Source organism: Xenorhabdus japonica (assembly GCF_900115195.1).
GTDB lineage: Bacteria > Pseudomonadota > Gammaproteobacteria > Enterobacterales > Enterobacteriaceae > Xenorhabdus > Xenorhabdus japonica.
The window spans coordinates 21,275-36,463 of record NZ_FOVO01000033.1 but is presented as its reverse complement, the minus strand read 5'-3'; the positions used below and the strand labels follow the sequence as shown (position 1 = coordinate 36,463).

Sequence of the window (15,189 nt, the reverse complement as noted above, 5' to 3'; positions counted from 1 at the left end):
GACTAAGCGCCAGAAGGCTGGCTGGGATAATGGCTATATGATGAAAATCCTGACAGTGGGATTTTCATCTGTATAAATTAGACCCGTTTGCCCTAATCATGTATAGTATGCCTATTTGGAGAACATTCAGATGGTAAAGATTGATGTGACCTGCTCCTCTTGTAGTGCAGTCAAAGGAATTCACCTTAATAGGCGCTCGCGTTCTGGTCATCAATGGGTCATGACTCCAATAGTTAGATCCCCCCTATAAAGAATAGTATTCACGTTCGATAAAACTCCCTATCACCTTGTAATACCGCTCGCTTAAGCGCGAGCGGTTCTCTTTTTATAAGGGTAACGTAATGTTTTGCAAAGCACTTGCCTTAGGACGGATTGGCGTTTTCGCTTTTGAGGTAAGATCAGCCTCTTGCCATTTTCCCTGAGCGCTTTTAGTTTTTGCGGGATCGTACCGGAGCTTCGTCCCGAACACCATAAAAATTCATCCTGTATCAGCCGTAACGCATTGATAAAGCTTATCCGAAGCGGTTCAACACGATAGGTTTTTGCTACCCGGCTCATTTCCAGCCGAACCAAGTTATAGGCAATCAATATGCCCCATAATTCCTGATAAATACCGACCCGGGTCTGGCTCCTCAGGATGGCGCTGTTATTGAGTTGTCTTTGTTTCAGTTCACCATAACCGGTTTCAATTTCCTAGCGTTCCCAGTACACGCTCAGGATCGCTTTGAGCGGATAAGTCACCGGGCATTCCATTGAGGTGATAAAACCTTTAATTTCACCTTTCGGGTCCGGGATTAAAATAAGACGTGCCCGCCAGGTTTTTCCAAGGTGAGGATGGGCCTGTTGGGCCTGGGGAGAAACGGGCATCTCGATCAATTTGTCATAAGGGCTGTATTCCTCAAAAATGTCATAACGCATTTTGCTTTTTATCGGCGTTAGCCAATGGGTATTTTTGCCTGCTCCCCACCACGATTGAAATAATTCCGCAGAGAGAAATTCCCGGTCAAACAACATCAGCGTATTTTCGGGCACAGAACCCACCCATTGTTGAGCGTAGCTAATCTCACTTTGGGTGATGGGGCCAAACGCCACATCAGAGATAAGATGTGTGCGTGCAGACATCAGCGTCACCGCTAACACCGAAGGAAAGGTGGCTTTGCCGGAGGCATAACCCAGTTGTTGGTTATCGTCGGTTTCAGGCACCTTAAACTGGGTGCCATCCACACATAAGATTTTCAGGCCACACGCAGAATACGTTGTTTCTTCTTTTTCCCATTCGGTGGCGGTGGTATGATAAAGAGGCCGCAAGGGCTCAACACCAATGCGGTGTCTGGCTTTCGAGATACGGCTTGACGCTAATGATGGCAGTTCCCCCTTCGCGTCAGGAAAAGCCAGGTCTAATTTGTCACAAACCTCATTGATAGAACGGTTTCTCATGAGCCCAATGCCCAGCACTAGCCACACGGCTTGTTCGGCGGGAAATCGACGTTTTCGCATCGTGGCTCGGCCGGTTTCTTTAACCGTTTCAGTCATCCATGCCATCGGAATGTTTTGGCTAAAGGCATCCAGAGATTCGGGGTAATTAAATTCCGCAGTGGCGTGGAGTTCACGAGAAAATTCAGACATAAAAATCGGCCTCAGACAATCATTTGAGGCCGATTATGACTTATCTTGATTTGCTTAAGCGAGCGGTATTACCCCATCGTACCTGGCTAAAAAGGCTGAATCGAAAAACGATAGTCTATCCAAATCAGAAGAGATACACGACAAGGTGATAGGAACGTTTATTGAGCGTAACTACTATATTTCACAAGAAATCTAACTATTGGGTTCATAACCTAATGACTCAGGTGCCGCAAATGCCTCCGTATCGAGTAACTTTATACTCAATAACTTAGGCACATGATTGAAGCAACACTCAACTGAAACTAAACTCAACCGGAATAGTGCCTTAAACAGAATGATGTTTAAACGGGATAGTGTTTAAATGCGGTGAGTGGGTTAAACTACTCTGTCAGATGAAATTATTAAAGAGGTTCCCATGTTTACAGGTATCGTTCAGGGAAAAGCGCCGATAGTTGCCATTGATGAAAAAATGCATTTTCGGACTTATGTTGTTAAATTTCCGGCTGAATTATTACCCGGAATTGAAACGGGAGCTTCTGTTTCCCACAATGGTTGCTGCCTGACTGTGACCAAGATTAATGGTGATTTCATTAGCTTCGATTTAATGAAAGAAACATTGCGTCTGACCAATCTCGGCGAAATTAGGGTAGGTGCTTTAGTCAATCTGGAAAGAGCGGCTAAATTTGGTGATGAAATTGGTGGGCATTTGATGTCCGGTCATGTTATTACAACAGCAGAAATTGCCAAAATCTTCACTTCTGAAAATAACCATGAAATATGGTTTCGAATTCACGATAAGGCGTTGATGAAATATATCCTGCACAAAGGGTTTATTGGCATTGATGGGATTAGCCTGACAATTGGGGATGTAGTAAATAATCGTTTCTGTGTTCATTTGATTCCAGAAACATTAGAGCGTACAACTCTGGGAAAAAAACGTTTAGGTGAAAAGGTTAATATTGAGATTGACCCACAAACCCAAGCGATTGTAGATACCGTTGAACGAGTTATGGCTCAGAAAGAACAGGAAAGATTATTGTTACAGACTGAAGAACAATAAAAAGTATTTCCAGTTTGTGCTATTGATTTTGTGGTAACGTTATTCGATAGAACGCGAAAGCTACAGAAGTATTATTTCTGTAGCTTTGAGAACTCCACTTAAGGAGAACTATCTAGGAACTCTCAATCCTTTTTCAATGCCTTGTGGACTGAATATTATCTGCCATAATTGAATGTTTCTTGCTCGGAATGCACCTGCACAGGCATTCAGGTAATAGCTGAACATCCGTTTGAAGCGTGGACTATAATTATGCTCTATTTCGTGCCAACTGGCAGTAAATCGTTCATACCATGCCATGAGTGTCCGGTCATAATCTGCCCCAAAGTTGTGCCAATCTTCCATGACAAACTTTCCATTAGTTGCTCTGGCAATTTTAGAGATTGATGGTAAGCAGCCATTGGGGAAAATATATTTGCTGATCCAAGCATCAGCTCCTGATTTATCGACATTGGAACCGATGGTATGAAGAAGGAACAGACCATCAGGGGTCAGATTCTTTTTCACCATATTGAAATAATTGCCATAATTTTTAGGACCAACGTGCTCAAACATACCAACAGACACAACACGATCAAACTGAAGGTTAAGGTTTCGGTAATCTTCAAGGATTATTTTTACATTTAGATCCTTGCAGCGTTCCTGCGCATATTTTTGTTGTTCGGCTGAAATAGTTACCCCTGTGACAGATACTCCATAATTCTCTGCCGCATAAGCTGCTAAACCTCCCCATCCACAGCCGATATCCAATAAAGTCATGCCCGGAGATAATTGTAGTTTTTCACAAATTAGGCGGAGCTTATGGGATTGTGCTTCTTCCAGTGTATTGGTATCTTTCCAATACCCGCAAGAATATTGCATATGAGGATCAAGCATCCGAGTAAAAAGGTCATTGCCTAAATTATAATGTTCTTTACCTACAATCCAAGCGCGTTTGGGAGATTGTAAATTGAATAAACGAGATATAATTATCTTGAAAATATCTTTAGCATTTTTAGGAATACGGTGTTCCAAACCTGCCTGTAATATTTTATAAAAGAAAATATCAAGGCGATCACATTCCCACCAGCCATCCATATAACTTTCACCCAGCCCCAAAGAACCTTCTTTCAATACGCGCTTATAGAAGTCAGGATTTTTAATGCGTATATCAAAAGGATGCTTGCCATTGATCTCAATATCCGTTTCCTGAAGCAATTCATGGGCGATCCTATGCCAAGAATCAGTTATTGTTTTTTTACCTTCAACAAAAGATGAACTCATATACTCTCCAACATTTGTGTGATGGAATTTTGAGGTGTCACTTTGTAGCTGATTTTATTATGTTAAAACCTCGAAGATTTGTTAGAAATTACATTGAAAGCACATATTGCCTATTCATCCTGAAATTAAATAGAGCTTCAGTGCTCTGAAAAACCTCAAATTCCGAGTTTTTAGAATAATGGATCTGTATGAGTATATGAGTGAAATGGTATTTAAACAATCATCTAAAGGTTACATCATTATGTAACCTTTAGATGATAATGTTCTTAATTATTATTTTATTTAGTAACTTTTTTTTGCAACCAATAACCGACAGCCATTGGAACAGAAGTAAATGCCATTATTGTTGCAGTCGATACAAGGGGAGATTCCATAAATATAGAAACGATCATGCTTGCAACAAAACAAAGGCTTAATTGCAGGGTATTTTGTAATGCAGCAGCCTTACCACTATTCTTGGGATAAACAGACAGGGCATTTGCCACGGCAATTGGATAGGATGCACCATTCATTGCTGCCATCACACAAAAAGGAATAAGAATGGCTATGAATGAAGGTTCACCTAGTATGGAAATCAGGTAAATAATAGTCATGCTCACAGCGTATCCCACCAATAAAAATGGGAATACTGTTTCGCTTTTCACTTTTGCCAATAAGATACGGCAACCATATCCACCAATCATGAATGCCAGTGTTTGGGGAATGTAACTTAAGCCAATATCGGTAGAGTCATAACCCATATTTTTCAAAATCGTTGGTGAACCAGTTAGCCAAGCAAAAAAACCTGCACTGCAAGATGCATAAATCAATACATTTCCGCTGAAAACTGGGGAAGATAGTAATGTAAGGAAAGAAATTGCTTTCGTATCAGAGCTGGCTTCGATATTAATGTGGTCTCTTTTCAGAGAAAATGTTGGTATTAGCAGTAATAGCGTTACGATCATTAAAACAAGGAAAATGATTCTCCAGCCACTATGTGTCAATAACCATGCGCCTAACAAAGGCGCAAGAGCAGGGGAAAGAGCGACCAAAGGCATGATCATGGCAAAAACACGTTTGGTCCGCTCTACATCATATCTATCGACAACCAAAGCCTGCCAAGTAACTGCGGCAGAACAAACTCCAACTGCCTGCATAAATCTCAATATAAGCAACTGGATAGGATCAGTTATCCAGAGCATACCTAAACAGCTAATGGAAAACAGGGACAGTCCGATAATAAGAACAGGTTTTCTACCTAAACGGTCAGACAATTGCCCCCATAAAAGTTGGGCAAAAGCAAACCCGGCAAGAAAAATGCTGAGGCTCGCACTAATGGCATTTGTTGATGTACCTAATTCTTTTTTCATTGTGTCAAAAGCAGGAAGATACATATCGATGGCCAAATAGCCAAGCATACTCAAGCCTGCGAGATAAAACATGAATGGAATGGAGTTTTTATTTGTTGTCATTGTGTTAATAACTTGATGTAGTAGTTGATAAATAAATATTCGGCTTATTTTATATGGCATGATTTTTACTTGTGAAACGGTAATATTTGCACCATGCTGTGAAAAAAATTGAAAGGAAGATATATGTGGTCTGAATACTCTCTGGAAGTTGTTGATGCTGTTGCCAGAACAGGAAGTTTCAGTGCGGCTGCATCAGAGCTTCACCGTGTGCCTTCTGCTATCAGTTATACGGTCAAACAGCTTGAAGAATGGTTGGCAGTGCCTTTGTTTGAACGTCGTCATCGTGATGTCGACTTAACTGAAGCAGGGGCTATTTTTGTCAAAGAAGCTCGTTCTGTTATCAAAAAAATGAATCACACCCGGCACCAGTGTCAACAAGTTGCCAATGGTTGGCGGGGTCAATTTAGTATTGCAGTTGATCAGGTAGTAAAATCAAAGCGAACTCTTCGGCTAATTTTAGATTTTTATCGCCATTTTCCAGATATTGAATTATTTATCTATCCCGAAGTTTTCAACGGTGTATGGGATGCCTTGGTAGACGAACGAGTGGATGTTGCTATCGGGGCAACACGCGCTTCCCCTGTTGGGGAGCAATATAGCTTCAGGGATATGGGGTTCATGCCATGGTTATGTGTCGCTAGCCCCGGACATGAACTGGCAGTAATATCAGGAAAATTGGATGATGACCAAATGCGGCCTTACCCTAGTTTGTGCCTCGAGGATACTTCACGCAGTCTGCCTAAACGTGATACATGGGCTTTGGATAACCAACGGAGATTAATTGTTCCTGATTGGGATTCTGGATTAAGTTGCGTAATGGAAGGATTATGTGTAGGAATGGTTCCCAAGCACCGTGCACTACCGCTGATCCGTAAAGGCAAGCTGACTACACTCGAACTTGAACAACCATTGCCTGATAGCCCATGCTGTTTGACATGGTTGCAAAAAAGCCATTCACCAGCATTAAGTTGGTTACTTGATTACCTAGGGGATAGCGAAACGCTTAATGCTGAATGGCTGCAAGAAAATTAACCGTCAGCGACGATAATCAATAAAAGGTCCATCCGCAACAGAGCGCCGTTCAACAAGACGTGGGTGGACTTCAATAGTTTGTACATCCTCACGTTTATTGACGATTCTGTCCAGTAACATCGAAAAAGCCATTTGCCCTAAGCGTTCTTTGGGTTGGTGGATGGTTGTCAATGCTGGCGTGAAATAGCGGGCATTGCGAATATTGTCATAACCGATAATTGAGATATCTTGGGGAACGCGTAATCCCAACTCATCGGCTGCACAAATCGCTCCCATTGCCATAACATCACCACCGCAAAAAACAGCCGTTGGACGATGCTTCTGATTAAGGATCTTGCACATGGCTTGATAACCGGACTCAGGTTCAAAATCACCCTGAACAATCCACTCATCCCGAATAGTAATATTGGCTTCTTTCAGTGCCTTGAGAAAACCTTGATGACGCCCTCCGCCAGTGTTTCTTGCTAATGGCCCAGGAATGGAGGCAATATCACGATGACCGCGCTCAATGAGATAACGCCCAGCTAAGTAACCACCATGAAAAGCGTTATCAATAATTGCATCGGTAAAATCCCCTCTGGATTCTCCCCAATCCATAACCACCATAGGAATATTACGATAGCCTTCCAGCATACCTAAAAGCTGTTCAGGGTACTCTGAACACATGACCAGCAAACCATCTACGCGTTTTTGCGCCAGCATCGCGAGATAAGCTTTCTGTTTATCAAGGTTGTTATGAGAATTACATAAAATCAGTGTATAACCTTTGCCATAGCAGCTATTTTCAACAGATTCTATGATCTCAGCAAAATAAGGTGCTTCACTTGACGTTGCCAATAACCCAATGGATTTAGTATGGTTAACTTTTAAACTACGGGCAACGGCACTGGGAGAATAGTTCAGTTCCTTAATCGCAGCCCAAACTGCAGCTTTTGTATCTTCGGCGACGAAACGGGTTTTATTGATAACATGGGATACGGTTGTGGTCGAAACACCAGCATGTTTAGCCACATCTTTGATCGTTGCCATGATAAAAAGGACTCCTGACCTTATGGTCTAACTTTATATACCCTTTATTTTTCAAATTCGTTTGGTTGACCGCACTAACTTGCACTCCACCGAGGCTTGAAATCTATCGAGTATAGATATTTGTTAATCGTTTGCCAACATATTTATATATAGAGTGGTGATTGGCAATAATTTAGCGATAAACCTTGAATTTTGTCTGATCTAGCTCAAAAGTGAAAGCAATAATCAATGCTATAAAGAGTATGGATTAAATCTTGCGGTATGGTTTTTAAATAATACGGCAAATGACCACTTAAAATTTATGGTATTAAAAACTTATGTATTAAAATTTATAGTATTGGAGTATCTTAATTTTCACATTGAGGATGTTCTATGGATACAGATCTGAAGTTGGGATTATTGGCTGCCGGTAGTGCATTAATCATGATTGTTTTTCTGGGAAGCCTCTGTTTGATCTGATTAAGATCTAAAAGAAGAATTTGTAACACTATTTGCTTTGAAGGCATTGTTTTAAGGGCGGGTTCTCTAGCATTAGGAGTTCAGTAAATGAAAGAAAACCTGCCCTAGTTATTTCAAACTGGTGTGAGAATTAATCTTATTAAGCCAAATTTTCTTCAACAAATTTCCAGTTGACCAGAGCCCAGAAATGTTCCAGATATTGAGGACGTGCATTACGGTAATCAATGTAATATGCGTGTTCCCAAACATCAACGGTCAGAATTGGTTTATCTTCACTAGTCAGTGGAGTTGCTGCATTAGAAGTGTTAACAATAGCCAGAGTGCCGTCAGCTTTCTTGACCAACCAAGTCCAACCAGAACCAAAGTTTTTCAGGGCAGAGTCAGTGAACTGCTGTTTGAACTCAGAAAAAGAACCGAAAGCATTGTTGATAGTATCTGCTAATTTTCCGGTTGGTTCACCACCACCATTTGGTGACAGGCTATGCCAGTAGAAAGTATGGTTCCAAACTTGTGCAGCGTTATTGAAGATGCCGCCTTCAGATGTTTTGATGATTTCTTCCAGTGATTTTCCGGCAAATTCGGTATCTTTAATCAGATTATTCAGGTTTACAACATAAGTGTTGTGATGTTTGCCGTAATGGTATTCTAGAGTTTCTGCGGAAATGTGTGGTTCTAGGGCATCTTTGGTATAAGGTAATGCTGGTAATTCAAAAGACATTGCATGCTCCTTTTTTAATATCGGGTTTTTGGCTCCGCAAGCCATGATTTATAAAATACTAATCATGGGCAGGACAAATTTAAGCTTATTATCAATATTGCTGTTTGGTAATTATCTTAACAACTTTTCTGCTAAATAACAGGAGAAAAGATACTATTGGGTTGCGAACTGGCGTAGAACTGAACTGTAACATGGATTAAATACAGTCAGTTGGAATGAAAATATCTGGTGATTACTTGTTGCAGGTCATGGCAAAAATTTGCCGCATAAAGTTCACGCTAGAAACATTAGAGTAGAAAGTGGTATTCTGAATCAATCTTTATCTGATACTGATGAATAGCGCTTGCAGTTTTAAGGAAGCAAAAATGACGAATATTAATACGAATACTAACACGGTTACTGATACAACAGCAGATGTGGTTATTGAGAAAATCGAACGCCAGATCAGAGAAAACCCGATTCTTCTATATATGAAAGGTTCTCCGAAACTGCCAAGCTGTGGCTTCTCTGCACAGGCAGTTCAGGTTTTATCAGCTTGTGGCGAACGTTTTGCTTATGTGGATATTCTGCAAAATCCAGATATCCGTGCTCAATTGCCTAAATATGCAAATTGGCCGACCTTTCCTCAGTTTTGGGTTGATGGTGAACTGGTGGGAGGTTGTGATATTCTTGTTGAGATGTATCAACGCGGTGAACTACAAACGTTGATCAAAGAGACTGCTGACAAGTATCGTGAGCAGGAAAAAGATCAGTAATTCATCTGAATGATGAATACTTTTCGTAGCCCCATAATTCTTTATAGGTATGGGGCTTACTTTTTTAGGACTCGCAGTCAGCGGTGTCAGGAGTTGGTAGTGGCCAACCACCTAACCGCTTCCAGCGATTAACGAGTTCGCAGAAAAGCAGGGCTGTTCGATCAGTATCATAAAGAGCGCTATGTGCTTGACTGCTGTCAAACGGAATTTCCGCTGTAATGCAGGCTTTGGCTAAAATTGTTTGGCCAAGAACTAATCCGCTGAGTGCTGCAGTATCAAAAGTAGCGAACGGGTGGAATGGATTGCGTTTCAAACCAGAACGTTCAGCAGCGGCCGTGACAAAATTGTGATCAAAATTGGCATTATGGGCGACTATAATCGCACGATTACAGTTAGTATCTTTCATGCCTTTGCGGATCATTTTGAAAATAGCATGCAAAGCAGTGTATTCACTGATGGCTCCTCGTAAGGGATTTGTGGGATCAATACCAGTGAAAGCGAGAGCGGCAGGATCAAGGTTAGCTCCTTCAAAAGGCTCGATATGGAAATGTAGTGTATCAGCAGGTGATAGCCAGCCTTCATCATCCATTTTTAAAGTAATTGCAGCAATTTCAAGTAAAGCGTCTGTACGCGCATTAAAACCAGCGGTTTCGACATCAATGACAACGGGATAGTAGCCACGAAAGCGTCCACTTAGCATATTTTGATCGTTTTGATTAGACATCTGATTTTCAGTTCTTAGCTTCAGGATTCTGTTTTTGATTCTAGAATAGTAGATATTATGACAAAATTTGGTATGTCTTGCAGAAGTAATACTTATCTTATCAGAATAAGAAAGGGCAATAGGATATGCCCTTTTGTACGTGTATGAATAATTTCTAGCTATAACTCGGTGTCTATTGATAGAGTTAGTTGCCTAATGCACTGTTGACGCTTGTATTTTCGATGAGTTCAATCTTATAGCCATCGGGATCTTCAACGAACGCAATGACTGTTGTTCCACCTTTAACCGGTCCTGCTTTGCGAACCACGTTCCCTCCAGCAAGTTTGATGCGTTCACAGGTTGCTGCAACATCATCAACGCCTAAGGCGATATGCCCAAATGCGGTTCCCATTTCGTAGTTTTCAACACCCCAATTGTGGGTTAGCTCAATGACTGCACCTTGGCTTTCATCAGTGTAACCAACAAACGCGAGAGAATACTTATACTCTGGGTTTTCACTTGTGCGAAGTAAACGCATACCCATTACCTGAGTATAGAAATCAACCGAGCGCTGCATGTTGCCAACACGGATCATAGTATGGAGTAAACGCATGATTACCTCTTGATCTTTATAGTTTTATTGCGAAATATAGCTTTCATTGCAAAACTTTGCTCACATATCTGTATATCTCTAGTTAACTATAACGTGTATGGGTAAAATAATTCAAATTGTCCTGTTCGTTTATTTTGTTTCTCAATGTTACTATTTTGTTTTGAAATGTATTGGTTGCGGTTTATACTGACCAATAAATAGTTTCATCTTGGAAATAATTGATAAATCTAAATGCAGGAGGATGAAATGGCCGAACAATTAGAATTCTTTGCTATTCCAAACCCTTGTCGAGGGGTTTGTGAATCTGATTCCCGTGGTTTTTGTCGAGGATGTTACCGTAGTAGGGAAGAACGATTTGTGTGGATGAAATTATCGGATAGTGAAAAAAGAAAAATATTGCGGTTATGTCATAATAGATATCTAAGAAGGTTAAAATGTAAGGGTTCTAATGGAAATATTATCCTAAAGCACCCCGATTTATTTTAGTTTTATTCTGAGTTGATTAAAAAAATATCAATTATATGAATTATGGTTTAGGATGAACGAAAAAATAAGCAATATTACTAGTAATAAATAGTATGTTATTTATATTACATTTCTTTTATTTGACATAAGTCATTTCAAAATATTATTCCTGTTGATTGACTGAGGTATTTCCGTAAAAATTTCTTATTAAAGAATTACTTATTGAATAATAAAGAGGCTGATTTGTTATCTTATTGTTTTTTATGTTATTTATTATAATTTGTCAATTTCTGTAAGAGAAAAATGATATTAATGTAAAAATATATAGATTAGTATTTGGATGGCGGTTATTCTTATAGAACTTTAACCGAGTGTAAATGTATATATTTTGGGGGCTTGTATCTTTTTTATTGATATTTAAAATTACAATAGTTTAGTTGTAAGATTATTTTATACAGTTTATATCGTTGGTGGATTAATGCGCGATTTTATTCGATGCGCCGTACAACTTCGCTCTTTAGGGCGACGAAGATGTCAACTTTGAGTAGCAAGCCAACGCGACACTAATTAGGTTATTAGCGAAATTTCTGACTCTGCTAATGTAAGCATGATATAGGATGCGTATCCATTATTCATATGAATAAACTGATTGGATAATTCATTGATGTTATGAGTCTCTAATTATAAGGAGGGGTAATTGGAATTGACATTGGGATCAGATCTGGCACGTTTAGTCCGTGTTTGGCGCGCTTTAATTGATCATCGTTTGAAACCGTTGAAATTAACCCAGACGCATTGGGTTACTCTATACAATATTAGTCAGCTGCCACCAGAGCAATCACAGATACAGCTCGCAAAAGCTATTGGTATTGAGCAACCATCTCTGGTGAGAACGCTTGATCAATTAGAAGAAAAGAAACTGATTACACGGCACACATGTGCTAATGATCGACGCGCAAAAAGAATCAAATTAACCGGAGAATCGGAAACTTTTATTAGAGAAGTGGATAGTGTTATTGATTCGACAAGAAAAGAAATCCTGGAGGGAATTACTCATGATGAGTTAATTCTGTTTGCTTCTGTAATAAAAAAAATTGAAAAAAATATTAGCCAATTACATAAACAGGTAATATAAAAATTAATCTGTAATAAAAATCGCGGTCCAGATCCAGTTACTGGTAAGCCGCGATTTTTTATTCTTGTGTTATTTGAATATTTCAGAGTGGTGATACTGTCAGAGAGCTTCCGCTGTTTGCGATCTGGACGCGTTGTCCTCTGCTGAATGCGGTGCGATCTAATTTTTGTACTACAATGATATTTTTTCCATTGTCTGTACGAATATTTAATTCAACACCTTTTGTTTGGTCTATAGCACCTTCGATTCCTTGGCCAGCCAGACCACCAGCAATAGCGCCTGCGGCTGTTGTAAGCCTTTGGCCAGAGCCACCACCAATGGTATTACCTAATAATCCTCCCAAAACGGCTCCCCCAATGAAACCTAAGACATTAGGATCACCGGCTTGTTTGCCTTTAATAGTGACGGGGCGCACTGACAGAATGGTGCCATAGGCTACAGTTTGGGCTTGTTTGGCTTGACCAATAGAATAAGTATCACTAGAGAGTGCTCCCATGTCTGCGCAACCAGACAAAGTGGTTACTACAACTGTACCAACCAGGAAACGTTTTAACATAGTTACTCCTAATTTTAATGCTTGATAGGGAAATTTGATAATAGACCTATAATCAAACGTTCAGCTGCTATTGTTAGCAACTGAACTAATAGCTTTGCCAACAACTAATGATATATATCCACGCATATAATAAATGCTCATGATGAACTCGCAAAGGAATAATTCCTGACCAAAAGCTTAGCATGTTTTGTGAAGAGCTTTCCAAAACTCAGATTTTATCTCTGTTAATGATCATTAAACATATAGTCCGAATAGGATGTGTCTTATAGTTTATATAAGATTAAATGTAATCCATTATTTAATAGAGGAATATTTATGAAATCAGGACGTTATATTGGTGTGATGTCTGGCACTAGCATGGACGGGGTTGATGTTATTTTGGCGGAGATTAGTGATAAGATTGTGATTCAACAAGTGAGTTATAATCATTCTTTCCCGCAAGAACTTAAGCAAAAATTGCTTTCTATTTGTCAAGGGCAGCAGACGACATTATCAATGGTCGGAAGATTTGACTATGAACTTGGAACTCTCTTTGCTGAAGCTGTTCAAGGGTTGTTAAATAAAGCAGGTCTGACTGCAAATGACATTACAGCAATCGGATGTCATGGGCAGACTGTATGGCATGAACCGGATGGTGAAAAGCCTTTTACTATGCAAATCGGCGACAATAACCGTGTAGCAGCATTGACTAATATTACAACAGTCGGTGATTTCAGACGACGTGACATGGCTTATGGTGGTCAGGGAGCGCCTTTGGTGCCAGCATTCCATATGGCTGTATTGGGCCATCCTATAGAAAGACGTATTATTTTGAACATTGGCGGAATAGCAAATATCTCAGCACTTCTGCCTAATTCTGCCGTTAAAGGATATGATATCGGTCCGGGAAATATGCTGATGGATGCTTGGACATGGCAGCACAAGCAGTTACCTTACGATAAAGATGCGCTATGGGCTAGTGAAGGTACTATCAATGAATCTTTGCTCCAAAAAATGCTTTCTGATCCATATTTCGCACGTACTGCACCGAAAAGCACAGGGCGCGAATACTTTAATATGGCATGGTTGGAAAAACAGCTGGCTGATTTTCCTGCCGTTGAGTCGGTGGATGTTCAAGCAACATTGGCTGAGTTAACAGCCGTAAGCATTGCTCAGCAAGTTATGCTAAGTGGTGGATGTGATCGTCTTTTAGTATGTGGTGGTGGGGCACGTAATCCACTTGTGATGAATCGATTATCGACTTTATTACCGGATACTGAAGTAGCTACGACAGACAAATATGGTTTGAGTGGTGACGATATGGAAGCACTGGCATTTGCTTGGTTGGCATTCCGAACAATGTCTGGATTATCTGGTAATTTGCCATCAGTAACAGGTGCGGATAGAGAAACGATTTTAGGAGCAATTTATCCAGTTATCAGATAATTGTTTGGATCATGATCAGTTAATCAATGACTATTCTTAGAAGACAGTTAGCTAGCAGATAACAATGATATGCTAATACTCATTAAGAAACCGAGAAATTAGAAATGTCAGAAAATAATGAAACAGCTATCGCAGAACTGCGTCGCGAATATATACGTGATGGGTTAAGGCGAAAAGATCTTACTGAAGAACCAATGAAACTTTTTGAACGCTGGTTAAAACAGGCTTGTGAAGCGAAACTCAGCGATCCGACGGCAATGTGTATTGCTACAGTAGATGAGAACGGACAACCTTATCAGCGCATTGTTCTGTTAAAACATTTTGATGCTCATAGCTTGATGTTTTATACCAATCTTGGCAGCCGCAAGGCAAAACATCTGGCTCAGAATAACCGGATCAGTCTCCATTTTCCTTGGTATCAACTGGAACGGCAAGTTAGTTTTCTTGGCAAAGCTGAGCGTTTGTCTCCGATTGAAGTAGTGAAATATTTTCATAGCCGTCCGAGAGATAGCCAGATTGCAGCCTGGGCCTCTCAGCAATCCTCAAAAATTTCTGCCAGAGGCATTTTGGAAGGAAAATTTTTGGAATTAAAACAGAAATTTCAGAATGGTGAGGTTCCTCTTCCCAGTTTCTGGGGTGGTTTTAAGGTCGAATTTGATTCTGTCGAATTCTGGCAGGGCGGTGCTCATCGTCTTCATGATCGTTTTCTATATCAACGTGAAGGTGACAAATGGCATGTTGATCGGTTGGCCCCTTAATAACAGAGCGCTATAACTGCTCAATATACAAGGCCATCATTGAGTAATGTTCAATAGATTATAAATTACAGCTAATAAGGCAGTGATTTGCAAAGTGAAGAGTATAATTACCATTTTTAATACTGGCACTTATATTACTGGCGT

General features: G+C 40.1%; 16 protein-coding genes and 1 pseudogene. 8 read left to right on the top strand and 9 right to left on the bottom strand.

Annotation, left to right across the window (positions count from 1 at the left end):
- Positions 1-303: 303 nt before the first annotated feature.
- Both BM135_RS17200 and BM135_RS12535 read right to left on the bottom strand, forming a co-directional pair.
- Positions 304-588 carry a hypothetical protein gene (locus BM135_RS17200; protein WP_217644302.1) on the bottom strand — a complete coding sequence of 95 codons (285 nt, stop codon included), beginning with the start codon at positions 586-588 and terminating at the stop codon, positions 304-306.
- Between the two features lie 105 nt (positions 589-693).
- Positions 694-1,626: an IS4 family transposase gene (locus tag BM135_RS12535; protein WP_217644301.1), complete on the bottom strand. Its 933-nt coding sequence runs from the start codon at positions 1,624-1,626 to the stop codon at positions 694-696.
- Positions 1,627-1,703: 77 nt separating this feature from the next.
- On the opposite strand from BM135_RS12535, the pseudogene BM135_RS12530 reads away from it, so the two are divergent.
- Positions 1,704-1,822: pseudogene (locus BM135_RS12530) on the top strand (IS1 family transposase); the annotation flags it as partial.
- Between the two features lie 219 nt (positions 1,823-2,041).
- On the top strand, positions 2,042-2,686 hold the full coding sequence (locus BM135_RS12525; protein ID WP_092520049.1) for a riboflavin synthase subunit alpha: 645 nt from the start codon (positions 2,042-2,044) through the stop codon (positions 2,684-2,686).
- A 108-nt stretch (positions 2,687-2,794) separates the two neighbouring features.
- On the opposite strand, the gene cfa is transcribed toward BM135_RS12525, so the two are convergent.
- Both cfa and punC read right to left on the bottom strand, forming a co-directional pair.
- A complete protein-coding gene (gene cfa / locus BM135_RS12520; RefSeq protein ID WP_092520048.1) occupies positions 2,795-3,946 on the bottom strand; it encodes a cyclopropane fatty acyl phospholipid synthase in 1,152 nt (383 codons plus the stop codon).
- A 278-nt stretch (positions 3,947-4,224) separates the two neighbouring features.
- The gene (gene punC / locus BM135_RS12515) at positions 4,225-5,397 is read right to left on the bottom strand and encodes a purine nucleoside transporter PunC (RefSeq protein ID WP_092520047.1); all 1,173 of its coding nucleotides are present in this window, start codon (positions 5,395-5,397) and stop codon (positions 4,225-4,227) included.
- Between the two features lie 123 nt (positions 5,398-5,520).
- On the opposite strand from punC, the gene punR reads away from it, so the two are divergent.
- Positions 5,521-6,429, top strand: a complete 909-nt coding sequence (gene punR / locus BM135_RS12510; RefSeq protein WP_092520046.1) for a DNA-binding transcriptional activator PunR — start codon at positions 5,521-5,523, stop codon at positions 6,427-6,429.
- Positions 6,430-6,432: 3 nt separating this feature from the next.
- Here the strand turns inward: punR and purR are convergent, their stop codons facing one another.
- Entirely contained in the window at positions 6,433-7,458 is a 1,026-nt protein-coding gene (purR, locus tag BM135_RS12505; RefSeq protein ID WP_092520045.1) for an HTH-type transcriptional repressor PurR, read from the bottom strand.
- A gap of 598 nt (positions 7,459-8,056) precedes the next feature.
- Entirely contained in the window at positions 8,057-8,635 is a 579-nt protein-coding gene (gene sodB, locus BM135_RS12500; protein ID WP_092520044.1) for a superoxide dismutase [Fe], read from the bottom strand.
- A 365-nt stretch (positions 8,636-9,000) separates the two neighbouring features.
- On the opposite strand from sodB, the gene BM135_RS12495 reads away from it, so the two are divergent.
- The gene (locus BM135_RS12495; protein WP_092520043.1) at positions 9,001-9,390 is read left to right on the top strand and encodes a Grx4 family monothiol glutaredoxin; all 390 of its coding nucleotides are present in this window, start codon (positions 9,001-9,003) and stop codon (positions 9,388-9,390) included.
- Positions 9,391-9,454: 64 nt separating this feature from the next.
- On the opposite strand, the gene rnt is transcribed toward BM135_RS12495, so the two are convergent.
- The gene (rnt, locus tag BM135_RS12490) at positions 9,455-10,114 is read right to left on the bottom strand and encodes a ribonuclease T (protein ID WP_092520042.1); all 660 of its coding nucleotides are present in this window, start codon (positions 10,112-10,114) and stop codon (positions 9,455-9,457) included.
- A 184-nt stretch (positions 10,115-10,298) separates the two neighbouring features.
- Entirely contained in the window at positions 10,299-10,706 is a 408-nt protein-coding gene (gene gloA, locus BM135_RS12485; protein WP_092520041.1) for a lactoylglutathione lyase, read from the bottom strand.
- A gap of 246 nt (positions 10,707-10,952) precedes the next feature.
- Between gloA and BM135_RS12480 the strand changes: the two genes are divergently transcribed.
- Together BM135_RS12480 and slyA are read left to right on the top strand one after the other, a co-directional pair.
- Positions 10,953-11,192 (top strand): DUF1289 domain-containing protein, encoded by a 240-nt coding sequence (locus tag BM135_RS12480; protein ID WP_092520040.1) that lies wholly within the window; start codon positions 10,953-10,955, stop codon positions 11,190-11,192.
- A gap of 676 nt (positions 11,193-11,868) precedes the next feature.
- Positions 11,869-12,306: a transcriptional regulator SlyA gene (gene slyA, locus BM135_RS12475; protein WP_092520039.1), complete on the top strand. Its 438-nt coding sequence runs from the start codon at positions 11,869-11,871 to the stop codon at positions 12,304-12,306.
- 82 nt (positions 12,307-12,388) lie between these two features.
- Here slyA and BM135_RS12470 read toward each other — a convergent pair whose 3' ends face one another.
- Complete coding sequence (locus BM135_RS12470; protein WP_092520038.1) at positions 12,389-12,862, bottom strand: outer membrane lipoprotein; 474 nt, start codon at positions 12,860-12,862, stop codon at positions 12,389-12,391.
- Between the two features lie 315 nt (positions 12,863-13,177).
- Between BM135_RS12470 and anmK the strand changes: the two genes are divergently transcribed.
- A complete protein-coding gene (gene anmK, locus BM135_RS12465; RefSeq protein ID WP_092520037.1) occupies positions 13,178-14,287 on the top strand; it encodes an anhydro-N-acetylmuramic acid kinase in 1,110 nt (369 codons plus the stop codon).
- Positions 14,288-14,391: 104 nt separating this feature from the next.
- Positions 14,392-15,045 carry a pyridoxamine 5'-phosphate oxidase gene (gene pdxH / locus BM135_RS12460; protein ID WP_092520036.1) on the top strand — a complete coding sequence of 218 codons (654 nt, stop codon included), beginning with the start codon at positions 14,392-14,394 and terminating at the stop codon, positions 15,043-15,045.
- Positions 15,046-15,189: the final 144 nt, after the last annotated feature.

Coding starts and splice junctions, on each gene's coding strand:
- BM135_RS12480 (WP_092520040.1), top strand. CDS start 10,953: ATGGCCGAACAATTAGAATTCTTTGCTATTCCAAACCCTTGTCGAGGG.
- sodB (WP_092520044.1), bottom strand. CDS start 8,635: ATGTCTTTTGAATTACCAGCATTACCTTATACCAAAGATGCCCTAGAA.
- rnt (WP_092520042.1), bottom strand. CDS start 10,114: ATGTCTAATCAAAACGATCAAAATATGCTAAGTGGACGCTTTCGTGGC.
- punC (WP_092520047.1), bottom strand. CDS start 5,397: ATGACAACAAATAAAAACTCCATTCCATTCATGTTTTATCTCGCAGGC.
- BM135_RS12525 (WP_092520049.1), top strand. CDS start 2,042: ATGTTTACAGGTATCGTTCAGGGAAAAGCGCCGATAGTTGCCATTGAT.
- gloA (WP_092520041.1), bottom strand. CDS start 10,706: ATGCGTTTACTCCATACTATGATCCGTGTTGGCAACATGCAGCGCTCG.
- cfa (WP_092520048.1), bottom strand. CDS start 3,946: ATGAGTTCATCTTTTGTTGAAGGTAAAAAAACAATAACTGATTCTTGG.
- BM135_RS12495 (WP_092520043.1), top strand. CDS start 9,001: ATGACGAATATTAATACGAATACTAACACGGTTACTGATACAACAGCA.
- BM135_RS12470 (WP_092520038.1), bottom strand. CDS start 12,862: ATGTTAAAACGTTTCCTGGTTGGTACAGTTGTAGTAACCACTTTGTCT.
- anmK (WP_092520037.1), top strand. CDS start 13,178: ATGAAATCAGGACGTTATATTGGTGTGATGTCTGGCACTAGCATGGAC.
- purR (WP_092520045.1), bottom strand. CDS start 7,458: ATGGCAACGATCAAAGATGTGGCTAAACATGCTGGTGTTTCGACCACA.
- pdxH (WP_092520036.1), top strand. CDS start 14,392: ATGTCAGAAAATAATGAAACAGCTATCGCAGAACTGCGTCGCGAATAT.
- punR (WP_092520046.1), top strand. CDS start 5,521: ATGTGGTCTGAATACTCTCTGGAAGTTGTTGATGCTGTTGCCAGAACA.
- BM135_RS12535 (WP_217644301.1), bottom strand. CDS start 1,626: ATGTCTGAATTTTCTCGTGAACTCCACGCCACTGCGGAATTTAATTAC.